This is a genomic window from Hyphomicrobium sp. (assembly GCF_009026145.1).
In the GTDB taxonomy this organism is placed as follows: Bacteria; Pseudomonadota; Alphaproteobacteria; order Rhizobiales; family Hyphomicrobiaceae; genus Hyphomicrobium_A.
Map to the genome: position 1 here is coordinate 281016 of NZ_WBUE01000001.1, position 18155 is coordinate 299170.

Sequence of the window (18155 nt, forward strand, 5' to 3'; positions counted from 1 at the left end):
AGATGCAGCAAGGCGCCCTTGGCGTCAAGTCGCGGGACCCCGATCAGCTGCCGCCCAGCCGCTGGCGGATGTAGTCCAGCTGGTCGAAGTTGCCGAACTTGATGATCAGATTGCCGCTCTCGCCGGAGCCGCGCTTGATCTCGACCTTGAGCCCGAGGACGTTGGAGAGGTCCTTCTCGAAGGCCTTGGTGTCGGGGTCCTTCTCGCGCGCGGTGCGCGGCGTGAAGGTGCTAGAAGCCGCCTCGCCGCTCTGCACCAGCGCCTCGACCTCGCGCACGTTGAGGCTCTCATTGAGGATGCGCTGCGCGAGGTTCTCGGCGTCGTCGCGGCCGATGAGGGCGCGGGCGTGACCCGCCGTCAGGCGCCCGTCTTGCACCATGGTCTGCACACCGTCAGGCAGCTTCAGGAGGCGCAACGTGTTGGCGACGTGGCTGCGCGACTTGCCGATGATCTCCGACAGCTGCTCCTGGCTGTAGTCGAAGCGCTCGATCAGCTCGCGATAGCCGGTCGCCTCCTCGATGGCGTTGAGGTCGGCGCGCTGCACGTTCTCGATAATGGCGAGCTCGAGCACCTCTTTGTCGGTGAGGTCGCGCGCGATCACCGGCATCGTATGCAGACCGGCCTTTTGCGCCGCGCGCCAGCGGCGCTCGCCGGCGACGATCTCATACCCACCCTCGGCAGGGCGCACGATGATCGGCTGCACGAGCCCCTTGGAGCGGATCGATTCGGTGAGCTCGGCTAGTTCCTCGTCGCGGAAGTCCTTGCGCGGGTTGAGCCGGCTCGGACGCACATCCGCCGTCGGCACCATGCGCTGCTGGCCTTCCGGCGGCAGCGGTGCGGCGCCCGGCACCGGCTCTTTCATCAACGCGGCGAGCCCGCGACCTAGACGGCTTGGCAGGGGGGCGTTCATGGGTCCTCGTCGGGAGTTGTTGTCAGGCGGCCTGGTTGCGGCGCTCGCGCTCGATGATCTCGGTGGCGAGCTTGATGTACGCCTGGCTGCCGGCGCAGTCGAAATCGTAGAGCAGGATCGGCTTGCCGTGCGACGGAGCCTCGGCCACACGCGTGTTGCGCGGGATGATGGTCTCGTAGACCTTCGGCCCGAAGAAGGCGCGCACGTTCTCGGCCACCTCCTTCGACAGCGAGGTGCGCGCGTCGTGCATGGTCAGAACGACGCCCTGGATTTCCAGCGCCGGGTTGAGCGTGGCGCGGATCTGGTCGATCGATTCCTTGAGCTGCGAGATGCCTTCCAGGGCGAAGAACTCGCACTGCACCGGCACCAGCACGGCGTTCGCCGCCGACAGCGCGTTGAGCGTCAAAAGGTTGAGTGACGGCGGGCAGTCGATCAGCACGTAGTTGAAGGTCTGGTCGGCCGGGAGCGTGCGCTGCTTCGCGATGAGCGCCGACACCGCGTCGCGCAGGCGATACGGGCGGTTGGCATCGGTCAGCTCGACCTCGATGCCGACGAGGTCGGAGTTGGCCGGCACCACGTAAAGCCCCGGCACGGCCGTCGGCAGCGCGCACTCCATGAGGCCAGCGCCGCTCGTCAGCACATCGAACGAGGTCTTGGGGCGGCTGTCGATGTCGATCCCGAGCCCCGTCGAGGCATTACCCTGCGGGTCGAGGTCGATGACCAGCACGCGCTCGCCGATCGAAGCGAGTGCCGTGCCGAGGTTGATTGCCGTCGTCGTCTTGCCGACGCCGCCCTTTTGATTGGCGATCGCCAGTGTCCGGGCGTCCCCGGCTCTCGTCGCGCTCATCCCGGTTGACCCTCCATTTTTGCCTCTAACGCGCGGATTACGACGATTCGACCACCGGCGTCTGTCAGGCTGGGCCGCAGCGTGCCCTCGAACGCCCACCGCTCCCTGGCCGCGTCGACCTCGCTCTCTGCTTCGCGGCCCTTGAGGAACAGCCCGACCGTGTGGGCGGAGAAGGCCGGGGCCGCCAGCTCGAGGAGACGCGGCAAGGGCGCCAACGCGCGTGCGGTGATCACGTCGACAGGACCAAGCTTAGATTGAGTCGCGATCTTTTCGATTCGCTCGGGGCGGATGTCCACAGGTGCTCCGGTGCGTCTTGCCACCTCGGCGAGGAAGGCAGCCTTGCGCGTGTCGCTCTCGATGAGGGTGACTTTAGCGCCCGCGCGGCCGGCGAGCATAACGGCCAGCACGAGGCCAGGGAATCCGGCGCCGGAGCCGAGGTCGAGCCAGCGCTTGGCGTCCGGCGGAGCCATGGCGAGAAGCTGGGCCGAATCGGCGAAATGCCGCGACCAGACGGCATCGAGGGTGCTCGGCGCGACGAGGTTGATGGTCTTCTGCCACTGGCGCAGCAGCGTCTCGTAAGCCAGAAGTTTATCAATCGTTTCACGTGAAACGTTGAAGGCGCGTGCAAAGTCGTCGGCGTTCCTGATCTCGGCCGTCGCGGCGCGCCCCATCACGCCGACTTCCTGGCTGGAGCCGCCTTGAGCTGGGCGAGCAGCAGCAGCAGCGCCGCCGGCGTCACGCCGTCGATGCGCGCCGCCTGGGCGAGGCTCGCCGGGCGATGCCGGTCGAGCTTTTGGCGCACCTCGGTCGACAGGCCGGGCAGTCCCGCGAAGTCGAAATCGGCCGGGATGTTCAACGCCTCATCCTTGCGCAGGGCGGCGACGTCGAGCTCCTGGCGCTCGACGTAGGAGGCATAGCGGGCGTCGACCGCGACCTGCGTTGCGATGGCCGGCGCGATGGCGCCGATCTGCGGCCAGATGCCGGCCAGGCGCTCGATGTCGACGCCAGGGAGAGCGAGCAGATCAAAGGCCGAGCGCCGCCGACCATCGCGGTTGACATCGAGGCCATGCCGACCCGCCTCGGTCGGGGTCAGGGAAAGCCCCCTCAGCATCGAGCCCGCGTCTTGCAGGGCCGCGGCCTTGGCCTCGTAGGCAACTCGCCTTGCAACGCCAACACAACCGACGTCGGAGCCGAGTGGTGTCAGCCGCTGGTCGGCATTGTCGGCGCGCAGCCGCAGCCGGTACTCGGCGCGCGAGGTGAACATGCGGTAGGGCTCGGAAACGCCGCGGGTGATGAGGTCGTCGATCATCACGCCGAGATAGCCGTCGGCGCGCGAGATGACGAAGTTGGGTGCGCCGCCCCCCGCCAGCAGCGCCGCGTTGATGCCGGCAGCCAAGCCCTGGGCCGCCGCCTCCTCGTACCCCGTCGTGCCGTTGATCTGCCCGGCCAGGAACAACCCCGGCAACCGTTTCACGTGAAGCGCCGGGGAGAGCTCGCGCGGGTCGACGTAGTCGTACTCGATGGCGTAGCCGGGCCGCTTGATGACGGCCCCTTCAAGGCCAGGCATCGTGCGGATGAAGGCCTCTTGCACCTCCGCGGGCAGCGAGGTGGAGATGCCGTTGGGATAGACGGTGTCGTCGTCGAGGCCCTCCGGCTCGAGGAACACCTGGTGCGTCTCGCGGCCGGCAAAGCGCACCACCTTGTCCTCGATCGACGGGCAGTAGCGCGGCCCAGTCGATGAAATCTGGCCGGAATACATGGCCGACCGGCCGAGGTTTGCGCGGATGATGGCGTGTGCCGCCTCGGTGGTGCGGGTGATGGCGCAGCTGACCTGCGGCACCGTTATGCGCTCGGTCACGAAGGAGAACGGCACCGGCGGATCGTCCGCCGCCTGCTGCTCGAGGCTATCCCAATCGATCGACGCCCGGGACAGGCGGGCCGGGGTGCCAGTCTTCAAGCGACCCAGTTGTAGCCCCAAGCCATAGAGCCGCTCTGACAGCTTACGCGCAGGGGCTTCGCCGACGCGGCCGGCGGGAATCTGCTGCTCGCCGAGGTGGATGAGGCCATTGAGGAAGGTGCCGGTGGTCAGCACCACGGCGCCCGCGCCAAGCCTGCGGCCGTCGCCGGTGACGACGCCGCACACGCGGCCATGCTGGACGATCAGGTCCTCGACGCCGCCCTCGACGACCTCGAGGTTGGGCGTGGCGCGGATGGCCGCCTGCATGGCCTGCCGGTACAACTTGCGGTCGGCCTGGGCGCGCGGCCCCTGCACGGCGGGCCCCTTGGAGCGGTTCAGCAGCCGGAACTGTATGCCGGCGGCGTCGGCGACGCGGCCCATCAGGCCGTCGAGGGCGTCGACCTCGCGCACCAGATGGCCCTTGCCGAGGCCGCCGATGGCCGGATTGCAGGACATCTCGCCGACGGTGGCGAAGGTATGGGTCACCAATGCTGTCCTAGCGCCCATGCGCGCGGCTGCGGCCGCGGCCTCGCAGCCGGCGTGGCCGCCGCCCACCACGATCACTTCGAATTTCGCGTCGGACATTGAAATGCAAATCCGGGGTTTCGGTGCGGGAAACTAGCGCCAGAGGGGCCGCAAATCAAAGGCCGTCAGCATGGTTAACAACCCGTTTCACGTGAAACACCGGCGGCTATTTGCCGATGCAGAAACGGCCGAAGATTTCCCCCAGCACGTCCTCGACGTCGACGCGGCCGGTGATGCGCCCCAGCGCGTGGACGGCGATGCGCAGGTCCTCGGCACGCAGCTCCTGCTCGCTGGCCGGCAGGGTGATGAAATCCTGCAATGCACGAAGACAAACTTGCAGCGAGTTGCGCTGCCTTGCATGCGTGATTGCCGGCGCGTGCAGATCGCCGATGCGCTCGCGCGCTAGCCCCGCCACCCGCTGGATGAGCTCGGGTAGCCCCGCACCGGTCTTGGATGAGATGGCGAGCATTCCCGCGGCCGAAGCACCGGGGATATCTATCTTGCTGGCCAGGGTGAGAAAGCACTTGCCTCCGCGGGCCGAAACGTCGGGCGGCGGCGCGACCGGCGGCTCCGAGGCATCGCTGAGCCAAAGGACGAGATCCGCTTCCCGGGCGTGCGCCAGCGTGCGCCGGATGCCTTCCTTCTCGATCGCCCCCAGCGGCTCGCGGATGCCGGCCGTGTCAGAGACGATCACTGGCAGGCCGTCGAGGTCGAGGCGCACCTCGATGACATCGCGCGTCGTGCCGGCCTCCTCCGACACGATGGCGGCTTCGCGCCGCGCGAGCGCGTTCAGGAGGCTCGACTTGCCCGAGTTCGGCGGCCCCGCCAGCACGACGCGGAAGCCCTCGCGCAGGATCTCGCCGCGGTTGCCATCGGCGAGGTGCGCGGCGATCGCAGCGTGCAAGGTCGCGACGATGCCGCGTGCGCGCTCGAAGGCATCCCCCGCAACGTCGCCCTCGTCGCTGAAGTCGATAGCCGCCTCGACTAGGGCGCTCGCTTCGAGCAGGTCGCGGCGCCAGCCCTCGTAGAGATCCGACAGAGCGCCGCGCATCTGCGCCAGGGCCTGGTGCCGCTGCGCCTCCGTCTCCGCATCGATGAGATCGGCGAGGCCTTCGACCTGCGCCAGGTCGAGCTTGCCGTTGTTGAAGGCACGGCGCGCGAACTCGCCCGGCTCGGCCAGACGGCAGCCGGGTTGGCGGCCAAGGGTGGCGAGAACGGCTTTGACGACGGCGGGGCTGCCGTGCAGGTGCAGCTCCACCATGTCCTCGCCGGTCTCGGTGCGCGGGGCGGCGAACCACAGTACGAGGGCCTCGTCGATGATCTCGCTGCTCTGCGGATCGCGGATGCGGCGCAGGGCAGCGATGCGGTTCACTGGCCGCGGCGGCGCTAAGATATCGACGACGGCGCCCGCAGCGGGGCCGCTGACACGCACCACGGCGATGCCCGCCCGCCCGGGGGCGCTCGATAGCGCAAAGATGGTCTGTGCCTCAGCCATGCACCGGACTAGATCGCACCGCCAGTTTTCGCAATCATCACCGTTCCTTCACTGTCATCCTCGGCTTTATGCCGAGGACCCACGGCCTAACCAACCCCGACGGCAGAAGGAGAAATCGCTTCCTTGCTTCAAGCCGGTGACGTCGGAGCCTGTGGATCCTTGGGTCCTCGGGACAAGCCCGAGGATGACACCTGGGAGCCCCGCTGGCGGTTACGGCGTTAAGGGCCCATGTTAGCCGCGGGCCGCAACATCCGGCCCCCACCAGCCAAGGGATCGTCATGAGCCAGAACCGCCTCGGCCAGGAGACGAGCCCCTATCTCCTGCAGCACGCACACAACCCGGTCCACTGGTGGGCATGGGGACCGGAAGCCCTGGCCGAGGCCAAGCGCTCCGGCAAGCCGATACTCCTATCGGTGGGCTATGCCGCCTGCCACTGGTGCCATGTCATGGCGCACGAGAGCTTCGAGGACGAGGCGACGGCGGCGGTGATGAACGACCTCTACGTGAACATAAAGGTCGATCGCGAGGAGCGGCCCGACATCGACGCCATCTACATGGGCGCGCTGCATGCTCTCGGCGAGCAGGGCGGCTGGCCACTGACCATGTTCCTCGACAGCGAGGCACGCCCGGTGTGGGGCGGCACGTACTTCCCCAAGCAGCATCGCTTCGGCCGGCCGGCGTTCGTCGATGTCCTCAAGCGCGTCGCGGCGGTGTTCCGCGAGGAGCCGAAGAAGGTAGCGGAGAATGCGCGCGCGCTGACCGCGGCCGTGGAGCGACCGCACGAGCCTGCGCGCGGCCCGGTGATCGATGATCGCCTGCTCAAGGACCTGACGACGCGCATGGTGCCGGCCATCGATCCGGTGCATGGCGGTTTGCAGGGCGCGCCAAAGTTTCCGCAGTGGAGCTTCTTGTGGCTCCTGTGGCGCGGCGGCATCCGCTACGACCACGCGCCGGCGCGCGCCGCCGTCGCCCTGACCCTCGATAACATCTGCCAGGGCGGCATCTACGATCACGTCGGCGGCGGCTTTGCGCGCTACTCGGTCGATGAGCGCTGGCTCGTCCCGCACTTCGAGAAGATGCTCTACGACAACGCGCTGCTCATCGAGTTGATGACCGAGGTCTACCGGGAGACGGGCTCGGAGCTTTACAGGGTGCGCGTCGCCGAGACGGTGGAATGGCTGGAGCGCGAGATGATCGCCGCGGGCGGCGGCTTTGCTGCCTCGCTCGATGCCGACTCGGAAGGTGAAGAAGGCAAGTTCTACCTGTGGACGCTCGAGGACGTGCTGCGCGTGCTCGGCGAGGACGACGGCCGCTTCTTCGCGCACCTCTACGACGTCACCACCGAAGGCAACTGGGAAGGCCACAACATCCTCAACCGGCTCGGCAGTCTGCAGCCGCGATCGGCCGATGATGAGGCCCGGCTGAAGGCGCTGCGCGCCAAACTGCTCGCCGAGCGTGACAAGCGCGTGCGCCCCGGCTGGGACGACAAGGTGCTGGCCGATTGGAACGGGCTGATGATCGCGGCCTTAGCGCGTGCCTCGGTCGTCTTCGAGCGACCCGCGTGGCTCGAGGTCGCCAAGCGCGCCTTCGATTTCGTCGCCAGGCACATGAGCGAAGGTGGCCGGCTCAAGCATGCGTACCGTGACGGGAAGGCGAAGGCGCCGGCGACGGCGTCCGACTACGCCAACATGATCTGGGCGGCGCTGCGCCTTTCCGAGGCGACCAACGAGCAGCGCTATTTCGAGCAGGCGGTGGCGTGGGTCGAGGTCCTCGACAAGCATTACTGGGTCGAGGGCAGTGGCGGATATGCAACCTCGGCCGACGATACACGCGACGTCATCGCACGCCTGAGGCCCGGCAGCGACGACGCGACACCCAACACCAACGCGATCATGCTCGCCAATCTCGTCGCACTCGGCACGTTGAGTGGCGATTTGCGCTACATGGACCGTTCCGCGGCCCTACTCGCCGCCTTCGCGGGTGATGTAGGGCGTAACATTGTCGCACACACTGGGCTCTTGGCGAGTACATTCGACTTGCTCGCTCCGCAGCAAGTCGTCGTTGCCGGCCAGCATCTCGACGGCGGAGGTGCGCTGATGAAGGTCATCAGAAGTATTTCTTTGCCTGGCGTGCTGCAGTACGCTTTGAACGACACCGCGAATGGTGCCACGTTACCGGGCCTTCGCGATAAAAACGCTGTTAACCAACGTGCGACAGCTTACGTGTGCATCGGACCACAGTGCTCGCCTTCCCTGACCGAGCCATCCGAGCTCGCTAGGACGCTGAAAGAACAACGCAGTTTGTAAACAAGCTCAATACGCGTGAGGTGCCATTCTCGAACCGGTTTCGCTCAAGCGCGTTGTCGGCGACGACGCCGACCGCCAAGTGGAGCTGTTCGCGAATGTATGAGTTGCCCCCCGCTGCCGTGACGCCTCGATTCGGAGATCATTGATGCCAGCACTACGCGCGATCGTGCGGTACGGCTACGCACCTTTCATGATGTTCGGCCTGACCGCCGCCGCGTACTTGATAGTCACGGAGCTGGTCGTCGCGCACGACAATCCGTGGGCATACTTGTGGCTCGCACCGCTGCTCGCGCTCGCCTATGCGACCGCCTTCGGCGCCGAGAAGATCGCGCCGTTCTTCGAGGATTGGAACGATCACAACGCGCACGGCGACATGCAGGCGACGACGCTGCACATCCTCGTCTACGAGTACCAGTCGATCGTCGGCGTGGTGCTGATCCCGGTGATCTGCTGGCTGTTCCCGTTCCAGGGCTTGTGGCCGACGCAGTGGCCGATGTGGGCGCAGCTGCTGATGGCGTTCGTCATCTCCGACTTCATGTTCATGGTCATGCACTACATCAGCCACCGCTATCCGCCGCTGTGGCGGCTGCACGCGGTGCATCACGGCGTGGGGCGCCTCTACGGCATGAACGGCGTGCTGCGCCATCCGCTGCACCAGGTCATCGACATGATCGTCGCCAATGCGCCGCTGGTCATCATCGGCATGCCGGTGCCGGTGGCGGTGATGCTCGGGTTCCTCATCTCGATCACGCTCATCGTGCAGCACTCGAACGTCGACGCGCGCCTCGGACCGCTACAGAAGCACCTGTCGATCGGGCGCATCCATCATCTGCACCACGTCAATTGGGGCACCGAGGGCGACTGCAATTTCGGCCTCCTGCTCACGATCTGGGACCGCATCCTCGGCACCTTCCACGAGAAGCCGCCGCGCCCCATCGCCGCCGGCGACCTCGGCGTCGACGAGGTGCCGAACTTCCCCAAGGGCTACATCGAGCAGTTCCTGTTCCCGCTCTACTACAAGCCAGGCGCGGGCGAGCCGGAGCGCTACAAGAAGCCGGCCGAGCCGGCGCCGATGACGGCGGCGCAGGAGGCGCGCCGCATCGTCGACGCCGCGGAGTAGGTCCCTCGCATTCTCCGCCGTCTAACCTCTCCCGGAGGGAGAGGTCGAAATGCGCAGCATTGAGCGACGGGTGAGGGCCTACAAGCTATCGAACTCGTGCCCAACAAAAAGGGCCGCTCGTCGAGCGGCCCTTTCGCGTTTCGGTGATGGCTCGGCGCGTCAGGTGTTCATCGAGTTGAAGAACTCGCCGTTGGTCTTGGTCGAGCGCAGCTTGTCGATGAGGAACTCGATGCCGTCCATGGTACCCATCGGGTTCAAGATGCGGCGCAGCACGTAGACCTTCTTGAGCTGGTCCTTGGGCACCAGGAGGTCCTCCTTGCGGGTGCCCGAGCGGGCAACGTCGATGGCCGGGAACACGCGCTTGTCGGAGACCTTGCGGTCGAGGATAATTTCCGAGTTACCGGTGCCCTTGAACTCTTCGAAGATCACCTCGTCCATGCGCGAGCCGGTGTCGATCAGCGCCGTGGCGATGATGGTCAGCGAGCCGCCTTCCTCGATGTTGCGCGCGGCGCCGAAGAAGCGCTTCGGGCGCTGCAGCGCGTTGGAATCGACGCCGCCGGTCAAGACCTTGCCGGAGGACGGCACCACCGTGTTGTAGGCGCGGCCGAGACGGGTGATGGAGTCGAGCAGGATGACCACGTCGCGCTTGTGCTCGACAAGGCGCTTGGCCTTCTCGATCACCATCTCCGACACCTGCACGTGGCGCGATGGGGGCTCGTCGAACGTCGAGGAGATGACTTCGCCCTTCACCGAGCGCTGCATGTCGGTGACCTCCTCCGGGCGCTCGTCGATGAGCAACACGATCAGGTAGCACTCGGGGTGGTTGGCGGTGATGGAGTGGGCGATGTTCTGCAGCAGCACCGTCTTGCCGGTCCGCGGCGGGGCGACAATGAGAGCGCGCTGGCCCTTGCCGAGCGGCGACACGATGTCGATGACGCGCGGGGAGAGATCCTTGATGGTCGGATCCTCGGTCTCGAGCTTCAGCCACTTCGTGGGGTAGAGGGGCGTCAGGTTGTCGAAGTGGATCTTGTGCTTCGTCGCGTCGGGGTCTTCGAAGTTGATCTTATTGACCTTCAGCAGCGCGAAGTAGCGCTCGCCTTCTTTCGGCGAGCGAATCTGGCCCTCGACCGTGTCGCCGGAGCGCAGGGCAAAGCGGCGGATCTGCGAGGGCGAGACATAGATGTCGTCGGGGCCGGGCAGGTAGTTGGCATCGGGCGAGCGCAGGAAGCCGAAGCCGTCCTGCAGCACCTCGACGACGCCGGTGCCGGTAATTTCGATTTCTTTGGCGGCGAGCTGCTTCAGCGTCGCGAACATCAGCTCCTGTTTGCGCATGGTGCTGGCATTCTCGACGCCGTTCTCCTCCGCAAAGCTCAAAAGCTCCGTCGGAGACTTGAGCTTCAGGTCTTCGAGCTTCATTTCCATAGATAACGCTCCGGGGGGCCACGGCGGTTGAGGCGGGAAGGCGATGCCGGGCCGGAAGGTGGGGGATTTCGTAGATCGTGGCCAACGCCACGGGCGGTCGGCCCTGCCCTTTGCGATAGGGCATTGGCGACCAACTCATGGGCCTGAGCGGCCCCCGAGTCGATGCGGAATTCAACTCACGTATAGCAGATGGAAAAGCAAGAGAAAAGCGGGCGCGACAAGATTTTGCTCAGAACGGCTTGAGCACAACGAGAAGAACGATTCCGACCAGCAGCACGGTGGGGACCTCGTTCCACATCCGCCAAGCGCGCTGGCTCGTCGTGTTGGCATCGGCGGCAAACTTACGCACCGCAGCCGAGAAGAACCCGTGCACCCCCGACAGGGCGATCACGAGAGCGAGCTTGGCGTGGAACCACCCCGCCGTGAAGAACCCGCCCTGCCACGCCAGCCAAAGTCCGAGCACCCAGGTCAGCACCATCGCCGGGTTGATGATGACGGTCAGCAGCCGCCGCTCCATGACCTTGAAGGTCTCCGACTGAGCCGAGCCGGGCGGCGCGTCACAGTGGTAGATGAATAGCCGCGGCAGGTAGAGCATGCCCGCCATCCAAGCGATGAGGGCGATGATGTGCGCCGCCTTCACCCACAAATACGCGCCCTCGCCGAACAGAGCCGAGGCCGCCATAAGCATCGCGACCATCACCGCAAGTGCAATAGCCGCCCGTATCGCTGGCGCGCCTGCGCCGTGGGACAGATCCGTCATGGCTCAAGCACCGGTGGTCGTCGAGCGGACGAGCTCGACCAGGCGGGCGACGTGCTCAGGCGGGGTGTGGGGGACGATGCCGTGGCCGAGGTTGAAGATGAACGGCGCGCCTCGCATCGCCGCGAGGGTCCCACGCACGCGGGCATCGAGCTGGGGGCCGCCAGCGGCGAGCAGCAGCGGATCGAGGTTGCCCTGCACGGCAACACCGGTCTGATCGGCCAGCGCCCGCATCTGCCGCAATGGCGTCGCCGTATCGCATCCCAGCCCCTCGACCTCCGTTGCCCTGACGTAGCTTTCGGCATTGGCGCCCGCCCCGCGCGGAAAGCCAATGATCGGCGTCTGCGGGTGGCGACGCTGCAGCTCTGCGACGATTCTACGGGTCGGCGCCACCACCCAATTGGCGAATTCCCCGTCGGGAAGATTGCCGGCCCAACTGTCGAAGATCTGCAGCGCGTCGGCGCCGGCGCGCACCTGGCCGTCGAGGTAGTCGATCGAGGCTGCGGTGACGATGTCGATGAGGCGGGCAAACGTCTGCGGGTCCCGGTAAGCGAGAGAACGCGCCGCCGCCTGGTCCGACGAGCCCTCGCCGCCGACCATGTAGGTGGCGACCGTCCACGGTGCGCCGCAGAAGCCGATGAGCGCGGTCTCGCGCGGCAGGTCCTGGCGCAGGCGCTGAACCGTCTCGTAGACGCGGGAAAACTTCTCGTCGGTGGCGGCGAGATCGAGGCGGGCGAGTTCGCTCTCCGAGCCAATCGGATCGAGGCGCGGGCCCTCGCCCTCGAGGAAGCGCACCCGTTGGCCGAGCGCGTCAGGGATGACGAGGATGTCGGAGAACAGGATCGCTGCGTCGAAGCCGTAGCGGCGGATGGGCTGCAGCGTGACCTCGGCGGCAAGCGCCGGCGTGTAGCACAGCTCGAGGAAGCCGCTCACCGAGGCGCGCACCTCGCGGTATTCGGGCAGATAGCGGCCAGCCTGCCGCATCAGCCACACTGGCGGTGGCCACAGCGCCTCGCCTTGCAGCACGCTGATGAGCCTCTGCTTGGTGCCGGCCAGGGGGGAGGGCTGTGTGGGGGAACGCATCTGCACTTAAACCAATCTAGAATCTTAGACTCTTGTTTTTTCTTTTCTTACCCACGGGGGTTCTGAGGATTAGCGCGTTGTCCTAGCCTAATCCTTAGGGCACGCACAGGGGCAGCGGCGCAGCGTCCTATCTGGTGTTGGAGGCGGGCCAGGGACCACTAGCGGCGGCGAAGCCGTAGACGATCAAGGTTCTAGCGGCAGGTGTGCGGCTGCAACCTGAAGGCTTCGGCTGTTGAGAGGCGCTGGACTAGCGTCCGAGAAAGTACCAATCCTCAAGGAGAGGCGGTTACAGGAGAGGGCGATGCCAGAGGCGCCCGCTGTGGGCAGCTTCGTGGACGAGGTGACGGGGCGCGCGCAATGGCGCGCCATGTTGCATCGGCCTTCTGGATAACCGGGCGCGTTTTCAACAAGCCATACCGCTGGATCAGCTAGGGTCATGTCGACCGGCCTGCCGAGTTTCTTCCACCTGCATCTCGTGTCGGACTCGACCGGCGAGACGCTGACGACGATCGCCAAGGCGGCCTCGGTTCAGTACGCGCTGGTGCGCCCGATAGAGCACGTGCATCCCCTGGTGCGCACCCCGCGGCAGTTGAAGCGTGTGCTGCAGGAGATCGAGCAGACGCCGGGCATCGTGCTGTACACGATCACCAACCGCGAGCTTTCCGAGGAGCTCGAGCGCCGCTGTGCCGAGCTGAAGATTCCCTGCCTTGCAGTGCTGCAGCCGATCATGCAGGTGCTGGAAGGCTATCTGGGCGCGCCGCGCACTCCGACCGTGGCCGGCCAGCACGTGCTCGACGCCGACTACTTCCGCCGCATCGACGCCTTGAACTTCACCATGGCGCACGACGACGGTCACCTGCCAGAGGACCTCAACGACGCCGACATCATCGTGCTCGGTATCTCGCGTACCTCGAAGACGCCGACCAGCATTTATCTCGCGCAGCGCGGGTACAAGACTGCCAACGTGCCGCTAGTGCCGTCGATCCCGCTGCCCGAGAAACTGACCCAGCCGCACAAGGCGTTCGTCGTTTGCCTCATCGCCAGCCCGGATCGGATCGCCGAGGTGCGTCGCCACCGGGCGATGATGCTCGCCGACCGCAACCTCGGCGATTACGTCGACCGCGACCGCATCGCCGCCGAGATCGCCTACTCGCGCAAGATCTGCGCCCAGAACCGCTGGCCGGTGATCGACGTGACGCGGCGCTCGGTGGAGGAATCGGCAGCGCAGATATTGAAGCTGCTGCACGACCGCGAGGTGGGGATGGAAGAGGTACAGGATGCCAACGACGGCTAGCGCGCAGCAGATCGTGCTGGCCTCGGGCAGCCGCGCACGGCGCGAGATGCTCGCTGCTGCCGGCGTGCACTTCACGGTACAGGCGGCGGACGTCGACGAGCTGGCGATCCGCGCGCGCCTGATGAAGGACGACGCGAGCATCGCGCCGAAGCGCATCGCCGAAGTGCTGGCGGCGGCCAAGGCCGAGGACGTGAGCGCCAAGCGGCGCGAGCCTTTGGTCATGGGCGCCGACCAGGTGCTGGCGCTGGGTGATGAGCTTCTCAGCAAGGCACCGAGCGTCGAGGCCGCACGCGCGACGCTGCGCCGCCTGCGCGGGCTCACGCACGAGCTGCATTCGGCCGTTGCTTTCGCCGAAAATGGCAGCGTCACGTGGGTGCACGTCGCCACCGCACGGCTGACGATGCGGGATTTCTCAGATGCATTCCTCGACGATTACCTGACGCGCGCCGGCGATCGCGTCGGCCAGTCGGTCGGCGCCTACGAGCTGGAAGGGCTCGGCGTGCAGCTGTTCGAGCGCATTGAGGGCGATTATTTCACCATTCTGGGTTTGCCGCTGCTTGCCGTGCTCGGCGAGCTGCGCACACGGGGGATCATCGCGACATGAAGCGCGCCTGCGTCATCGGCTGGCCGATCGAGCACTCGCGCTCGCCGATCATCCACGGCTATTGGCTGCGCGAGTACGGCATCGACGGAACCTATACCAAGGAGGCGGTGCGGCCCGAGGAGGTCGCAGCCTTTCTGCGCTCGCTTTCCTCGCGGGGCTTTGTTGGCTGCAACGTGACGGTGCCGCACAAGGAGATGGCGTACGCGATTGCCGAGGAAGCGGAGGAATCCGCGCGCGTCGTGCAAGCGGCCAATACCCTGTGGCTGGAAGGCGACCGGCTGTATGCCGCCAATACCGATACCTACGGGTTCATGACCAATCTCAGCCACACGGTGCCCGATTGGCGGGCTCACGATGGCCCCGCGTGCGTACTCGGTGCCGGTGGCGCGGCGCGTGCTATCGTGTACGGATTTCTCGACGCCGGCATCGACGAAGTTCGCCTTTTCAATCGTACCCGCGCGCGCGCGGCGGCAATTGCCGAGCAGTTCGGCCCGCGCGTGAAGGTGTTCGACTGGACGAACCGCAGCGAGGGCGCGCGGGAAGCCTGCGTGCTGGTCAACACCACGGCGGCGGGGCTCAAGGGCGCCGGCACGCTCTGCATGGATTTCACGGGGTTCAATCAAGACTGCGTCGTCTGCGACATCGTCTATGTGCCTCTGGAGACGGAGCTGCTGGCGCAGGCACGGGCGCATGGGCTGCGCACTGTGGATGGGTTGGGGATGCTGCTCTATCAAGCGGTGCCCGGTTTCGAGAAGTGGTTCGGCGTGCGTCCACAGGTGACCGACAAGTTGCGCGCAACTCTGGTCGCCGACATAGAGGAGCGCTCATGCTGATCGTTGGGCTGACGGGCTCGATCGGAATGGGCAAGTCCACAGCCGCGGCGCACTTGCGTGCGCGCGGCCTGCCGGTGTTCGACGCCGACGCCGAGGTGCATCGCCTTTATGCCGGTGGAAAGGCGGTGGAGCGGATCGAGCGCGCCTTTCCGGGAACGACGACGAGTGAAGGCGTCGACCGCGCCAAGTTGAGCGCAGCGCTGGTCGCTTATCCGCAGCGGCTGCGCGAGCTTGAGGGAATAGTGCATCCCATGGTGCGCGAGGCCGAGCGGTCGTTCCTGCGCGCCGAGGCCAAGCGCGGCACGCCCGTCGCCGTGCTGGAGATTCCGCTGCTTTTCGAGGCGGGCGCCGACAAGCTCGTGGACGCCATCATTGTCCTCACGGCACCGCCCGAGGTTCAACGTGAGCGGCTGTTGAAGCGACCAGCGCTGTCGGAACAGAAACTCTCCCAGCTGTTGGGCCGGCAGATGCCCGACGTGGAGAAGTGCGAGCGCGCCGACTTCGTTGTGGATACGAGCGGCCCTGTCGAGGCGACCCGAGCCCAACTCGACAAGATAATCGCCGATCTGTGCAGCTGGTCCGGGCAGGCCTACGCGCATCACTGGGCTTGACCACAATTGACGAATCGCGGCGTGCAACGGCAATGCGCGAGATCATTCTCGATACCGAGACGACCGGGCTCAACCCGCAAGGCGGCGATCGGCTGATCGAGATCGGCTGTATCGAGCTCGTCAACCGCATTCCATCCGGGCGCGAGTTCCACTGCTTCATCAACCCCGAGCGCGACGTGCCGGCCGAGGCCGTGGCTGTGCACGGGCTGTCGAGCGACTTCCTCAAGGACAAACCGGTGTTCTCGGAGGTGGCGCCGGAATTCCTCGCGTTCATCGCCGAGGACGCTCTGGTCATCCACAACGCGGCGTTCGACATCGGCTTCCTGAATTTCGAGCTGGGAAGGCTGTCGCTCGGATCCATCACCATGGACCGCGTAACGTGCACGCTGCAGCTGGCCCGGCGCCGGCACCCGGCGGGCCCCAACAGTCTCGACGCGCTGTGCAAGCGCTATGGCATCGACAATACCAAGCGCACCAAGCACGGCGCGCTGGTGGATTCGCTGCTGCTCGCCGAGGTCTACATCGAGCTTCTCGGCGCCCGTCAGGCGGCTTTCGTCGAGCTCGCCATGGACGGAGCGGGCCCGCTCGGCGCCGAGCTGGCGCCGCTCAATAGGGGCAACGCCGCGCAGCGCCCCGCGCCGCTGCCGCCCCGGCTGTCGGCAGAAATGGAAGCCGCGCACGCCGCGTTCATCGACAGCCTGGGCGACAAGGCGATCTGGCGCCGCTTCCTCGCCCCCGCCTCCGAGGCGTGAGCGCCTCTGCTCAATCGCAAAGACTGGTCGCACACGGGCCGCTCAAGTGTCATCCTCGGGTTTATGCCGAGGACCCAATGCTCCGCTTGCCCCGACCCTGGTCGGAGAGCGAACACATCGACACCTGAAATTGCTGTGGGCTGGGTCCTCGGGGTCATGCTGAAAGCATGACTCCGGCATGGCCCGAGGATGACAAGCTAGAGGGTATCGCTTGAAAATTGCTTTGGTCCGAGCGCGGCAGCACAGCTCAATTCTTCGGGGTGGCCTCGGCCTTGGCGCGCATCTCTTGCTGGCGGCGCAGGTAGAGCGAGGCAAAATCGAACGGATCGAGCAGCAGCGGCGGGAAGCCGCCTTCGCGCGTCAGGTCGGCGGCGATGCGGCGCACAAACGGGAAAAGGATCGATGGGCAATTGACGAGGAGGAACGGCTCGAGCGCCTTGTCGGGTATGTTCTCGATCTTGAACAGTCCGGCATAAACCAGCTCGAGCTGGTAGATCTCGCCGTGCTTGTTGGTCGCCTGCGCGTTGAAGTCGATCGAGCTCTCGTACAGCGACGGGCCGATGGACTTGGCCCCGACATTGATCGATAGCTGCAGGTTGGGCTGGTCGCCCGGCTCCTTGATGAGCTTCTCGATGTTCGGATTCTCGAACGACAGATCCTTGATGTACTGCGCGACGACCTTCACCTGTACGGGTGGCAGCGAGGTCTGCGCCGTCTCGTCGGGCTTGCCGTTGCCGTTGCCGTGGGTGGTGCCTGCCATTGAAAGTCGTCCATTTCGGAGGTTGTGCGCTCGTGGCGGCTAGCTAACACGCGGCCCGCGCTGGGACAACGTCGCTTATCTCCGTCCCCTCACCGGCTGGTCCTTCGCGCGCTGCGAATATTGCTGTCATCCCGGAAGCCGAGGCGAAGCGGAGGCTATCCGGGACCCAGCATTGAGAGTGTCGGAGACACCGCAAACTTCCAAGGAGCTGCGCGCGTTCTTTCGCTGGATCCCGGGTCTCCGCTCGGCTCGCGCCTCGCGGCTGCCCGGGATGACAGGTGGGGCCCTAGCGCTTCGTATCGTCGTCGAGGCGCTGGTAGGTACCCTCGATGACGATCGGCTGCTTGCGCGGGCGCGCCGGCTGCTCTGGCCTCGCGCGATCAGGGCGAGGCGCGGCAAGGCCTGGGAGCACGGCACCGACGAGCCAGCGGCGCAGCGGCGGTACGAGCAGGGCAAGTCCCAGCGCATCGGTGAGGAAGCCTGGCACGATGAGCAGGCAGCCGGCTACAATCACGGCATAGCTGTCGACCATCGCCGTGATCGCCAGTCCGCCGCGGCTCATGGTGTCGAACATGTGCCGGAGCATGGAAAGTCCCTGCTGGCGAATGACCAGCATTCCGACTGCGGCGGCCAACACGAGCAGCCCCAGCGTCGGCCAGAAGCCGATCCATTGCCCCACCTCGATCAGCACCGCGATCTCGAGCAGCGGGAAGGCGAGGAAGAGGAGCAGCGGGACGAGATGCAGGGGCGACATCATTGGCGACTATTCATCTCGCGCTAGCAGGTTGTTGAGCATGCCCGCACCATCCTGGGCGCAAAACGGGCGCTTGCGCGCAATCGGGTTGGCATCGCCGCTTTTGTGCCTTACCTTGCAGGGAG

17 protein-coding genes are annotated in these 18155 nt (G+C 66.1%); 7 read left to right on the plus strand and 10 right to left on the minus strand.

The features are described from left to right. Positions 1 to 43: 43 nt before the first annotated feature. The 5 genes from F9K20_RS01475 to mnmE all read right to left on the minus strand — a co-directional run bounded on the left by F9K20_RS01475 (position 44) and on the right by mnmE (position 5734). Complete coding sequence (locus tag F9K20_RS01475) at positions 44 to 910, minus strand: ParB/RepB/Spo0J family partition protein (RefSeq protein WP_290997045.1); 867 nt, start codon at positions 908 to 910, stop codon at positions 44 to 46. Positions 911 to 932: 22 nt separating this feature from the next. Beyond that, a complete protein-coding gene (locus tag F9K20_RS01480) occupies positions 933 to 1757 on the minus strand; it encodes a ParA family protein (RefSeq protein ID WP_290997046.1) in 825 nt (274 codons plus the stop codon). Then, positions 1754 to 2428, minus strand: a complete 675-nt coding sequence (gene rsmG, locus F9K20_RS01485) for a 16S rRNA (guanine(527)-N(7))-methyltransferase RsmG (protein ID WP_290997124.1) — start codon at positions 2426 to 2428, stop codon at positions 1754 to 1756. The genes F9K20_RS01480 and rsmG overlap by 4 nt, the downstream gene beginning before the upstream one ends. After that, positions 2428 to 4299, minus strand: a complete 1872-nt coding sequence (mnmG, locus tag F9K20_RS01490) for a tRNA uridine-5-carboxymethylaminomethyl(34) synthesis enzyme MnmG (protein ID WP_290997047.1) — start codon at positions 4297 to 4299, stop codon at positions 2428 to 2430. Before mnmG ends, rsmG begins: the two co-directional genes overlap by 1 nt. A 106-nt stretch (positions 4300 to 4405) precedes the next feature. Then, on the minus strand, positions 4406 to 5734 hold the full coding sequence (mnmE, locus tag F9K20_RS01495) for a tRNA uridine-5-carboxymethylaminomethyl(34) synthesis GTPase MnmE (protein WP_290997048.1): 1329 nt from the start codon (positions 5732 to 5734) through the stop codon (positions 4406 to 4408). 278 nt (positions 5735 to 6012) lie between these two features. Here mnmE and F9K20_RS01500 point away from each other — a divergent pair, with 278 nt between their 5' ends. Both F9K20_RS01500 and F9K20_RS01505 read left to right on the plus strand, forming a co-directional pair. Beyond that, positions 6013 to 8040, plus strand: a complete 2028-nt coding sequence (locus F9K20_RS01500; RefSeq protein ID WP_290997049.1) for a thioredoxin domain-containing protein — start codon at positions 6013 to 6015, stop codon at positions 8038 to 8040. 145 nt (positions 8041 to 8185) lie between these two features. Next, on the plus strand, positions 8186 to 9160 hold the full coding sequence (locus F9K20_RS01505; protein ID WP_290997050.1) for a sterol desaturase family protein: 975 nt from the start codon (positions 8186 to 8188) through the stop codon (positions 9158 to 9160). A gap of 159 nt (positions 9161 to 9319) precedes the next feature. Here the strand turns inward: F9K20_RS01505 and rho are convergent, their stop codons facing one another. The 3 genes from rho to hemE form a co-directional block, all read right to left on the minus strand. After that, positions 9320 to 10582: a transcription termination factor Rho gene (gene rho, locus F9K20_RS01510; protein WP_290997051.1), complete on the minus strand. Its 1263-nt coding sequence runs from the start codon at positions 10580 to 10582 to the stop codon at positions 9320 to 9322. A 229-nt stretch (positions 10583 to 10811) separates the two neighbouring features. After that, positions 10812 to 11342: a protoporphyrinogen oxidase HemJ gene (hemJ, locus tag F9K20_RS01515; RefSeq protein ID WP_290997052.1), complete on the minus strand. Its 531-nt coding sequence runs from the start codon at positions 11340 to 11342 to the stop codon at positions 10812 to 10814. Positions 11343 to 11345: 3 nt separating this feature from the next. Further along, positions 11346 to 12422, minus strand: a complete 1077-nt coding sequence (hemE, locus tag F9K20_RS01520; RefSeq protein ID WP_290997053.1) for a uroporphyrinogen decarboxylase — start codon at positions 12420 to 12422, stop codon at positions 11346 to 11348. Positions 12423 to 12858: 436 nt separating this feature from the next. Between hemE and F9K20_RS01525 the strand changes: the two genes are divergently transcribed. The 5 genes from F9K20_RS01525 to dnaQ are packed head-to-tail and all read left to right on the plus strand — an operon-like array spanning position 12859 to position 16516. Continuing rightward, the gene (locus tag F9K20_RS01525; protein ID WP_290997054.1) at positions 12859 to 13716 is read left to right on the plus strand and encodes a pyruvate, water dikinase regulatory protein; all 858 of its coding nucleotides are present in this window, start codon (positions 12859 to 12861) and stop codon (positions 13714 to 13716) included. Beyond that, entirely contained in the window at positions 13700 to 14320 is a 621-nt protein-coding gene (locus tag F9K20_RS01530) for a Maf family protein (RefSeq protein WP_290997055.1), read from the plus strand. Before F9K20_RS01525 ends, F9K20_RS01530 begins: the two co-directional genes overlap by 17 nt. Continuing rightward, complete coding sequence (locus F9K20_RS01535) at positions 14317 to 15153, plus strand: shikimate dehydrogenase (protein ID WP_290997056.1); 837 nt, start codon at positions 14317 to 14319, stop codon at positions 15151 to 15153. Before F9K20_RS01530 ends, F9K20_RS01535 begins: the two co-directional genes overlap by 4 nt. Beyond that, positions 15147 to 15764, plus strand: a complete 618-nt coding sequence (coaE, locus tag F9K20_RS01540) for a dephospho-CoA kinase (RefSeq protein ID WP_290997057.1) — start codon at positions 15147 to 15149, stop codon at positions 15762 to 15764. Before F9K20_RS01535 ends, coaE begins: the two co-directional genes overlap by 7 nt. Positions 15765 to 15796: 32 nt before the next feature. Next, positions 15797 to 16516, plus strand: coding sequence for a DNA polymerase III subunit epsilon (gene dnaQ, locus F9K20_RS01545; protein ID WP_290997058.1), 720 nt, complete (start codon positions 15797 to 15799; stop codon positions 16514 to 16516). 247 nt (positions 16517 to 16763) lie between these two features. Here the strand turns inward: dnaQ and secB are convergent, their stop codons facing one another. Both secB and F9K20_RS01555 read right to left on the minus strand, forming a co-directional pair. After that, complete coding sequence (secB, locus tag F9K20_RS01550; RefSeq protein WP_290997059.1) at positions 16764 to 17276, minus strand: protein-export chaperone SecB; 513 nt, start codon at positions 17274 to 17276, stop codon at positions 16764 to 16766. A gap of 286 nt (positions 17277 to 17562) precedes the next feature. Next, positions 17563 to 18033 carry an FxsA family protein gene (locus tag F9K20_RS01555; RefSeq protein ID WP_290997060.1) on the minus strand — a complete coding sequence of 157 codons (471 nt, stop codon included), beginning with the start codon at positions 18031 to 18033 and terminating at the stop codon, positions 17563 to 17565. Between the last annotated feature and the right edge of the window lie 122 nt (positions 18034 to 18155).

Excerpts from the sequence above, each read along its gene's own strand:
- mnmE (WP_290997048.1), bottom strand. The coding sequence starts at position 5,734 with ATGGCTGAGGCACAGACCATCTTTGCGCTATCGAGCGCCCCCGGGCGG.
- F9K20_RS01530 (WP_290997055.1), top strand. The coding sequence starts at position 13,700 with ATGCCAACGACGGCTAGCGCGCAGCAGATCGTGCTGGCCTCGGGCAGC.
- hemE (WP_290997053.1), bottom strand. The coding sequence starts at position 12,422 with ATGCGTTCCCCCACACAGCCCTCCCCCCTGGCCGGCACCAAGCAGAGG.
- rho (WP_290997051.1), bottom strand. The coding sequence starts at position 10,582 with ATGGAAATGAAGCTCGAAGACCTGAAGCTCAAGTCTCCGACGGAGCTT.
- F9K20_RS01535 (WP_290997056.1), top strand. The coding sequence starts at position 14,317 with ATGAAGCGCGCCTGCGTCATCGGCTGGCCGATCGAGCACTCGCGCTCG.
- F9K20_RS01505 (WP_290997050.1), top strand. The coding sequence starts at position 8,186 with ATGCCAGCACTACGCGCGATCGTGCGGTACGGCTACGCACCTTTCATG.
- F9K20_RS01525 (WP_290997054.1), top strand. The coding sequence starts at position 12,859 with ATGTCGACCGGCCTGCCGAGTTTCTTCCACCTGCATCTCGTGTCGGAC.
- rsmG (WP_290997124.1), bottom strand. The coding sequence starts at position 2,428 with ATGGGGCGCGCCGCGACGGCCGAGATCAGGAACGCCGACGACTTTGCA.
- secB (WP_290997059.1), bottom strand. The coding sequence starts at position 17,276 with ATGGCAGGCACCACCCACGGCAACGGCAACGGCAAGCCCGACGAGACG.
- F9K20_RS01480 (WP_290997046.1), bottom strand. The coding sequence starts at position 1,757 with ATGAGCGCGACGAGAGCCGGGGACGCCCGGACACTGGCGATCGCCAAT.
- coaE (WP_290997057.1), top strand. The coding sequence starts at position 15,147 with ATGCTGATCGTTGGGCTGACGGGCTCGATCGGAATGGGCAAGTCCACA.
- F9K20_RS01475 (WP_290997045.1), bottom strand. The coding sequence starts at position 910 with ATGAACGCCCCCCTGCCAAGCCGTCTAGGTCGCGGGCTCGCCGCGTTG.
- F9K20_RS01555 (WP_290997060.1), bottom strand. The coding sequence starts at position 18,033 with ATGATGTCGCCCCTGCATCTCGTCCCGCTGCTCCTCTTCCTCGCCTTC.
- mnmG (WP_290997047.1), bottom strand. The coding sequence starts at position 4,299 with ATGTCCGACGCGAAATTCGAAGTGATCGTGGTGGGCGGCGGCCACGCC.
- hemJ (WP_290997052.1), bottom strand. The coding sequence starts at position 11,342 with ATGACGGATCTGTCCCACGGCGCAGGCGCGCCAGCGATACGGGCGGCT.
- F9K20_RS01500 (WP_290997049.1), top strand. The coding sequence starts at position 6,013 with ATGAGCCAGAACCGCCTCGGCCAGGAGACGAGCCCCTATCTCCTGCAG.
- dnaQ (WP_290997058.1), top strand. The coding sequence starts at position 15,797 with ATGCGCGAGATCATTCTCGATACCGAGACGACCGGGCTCAACCCGCAA.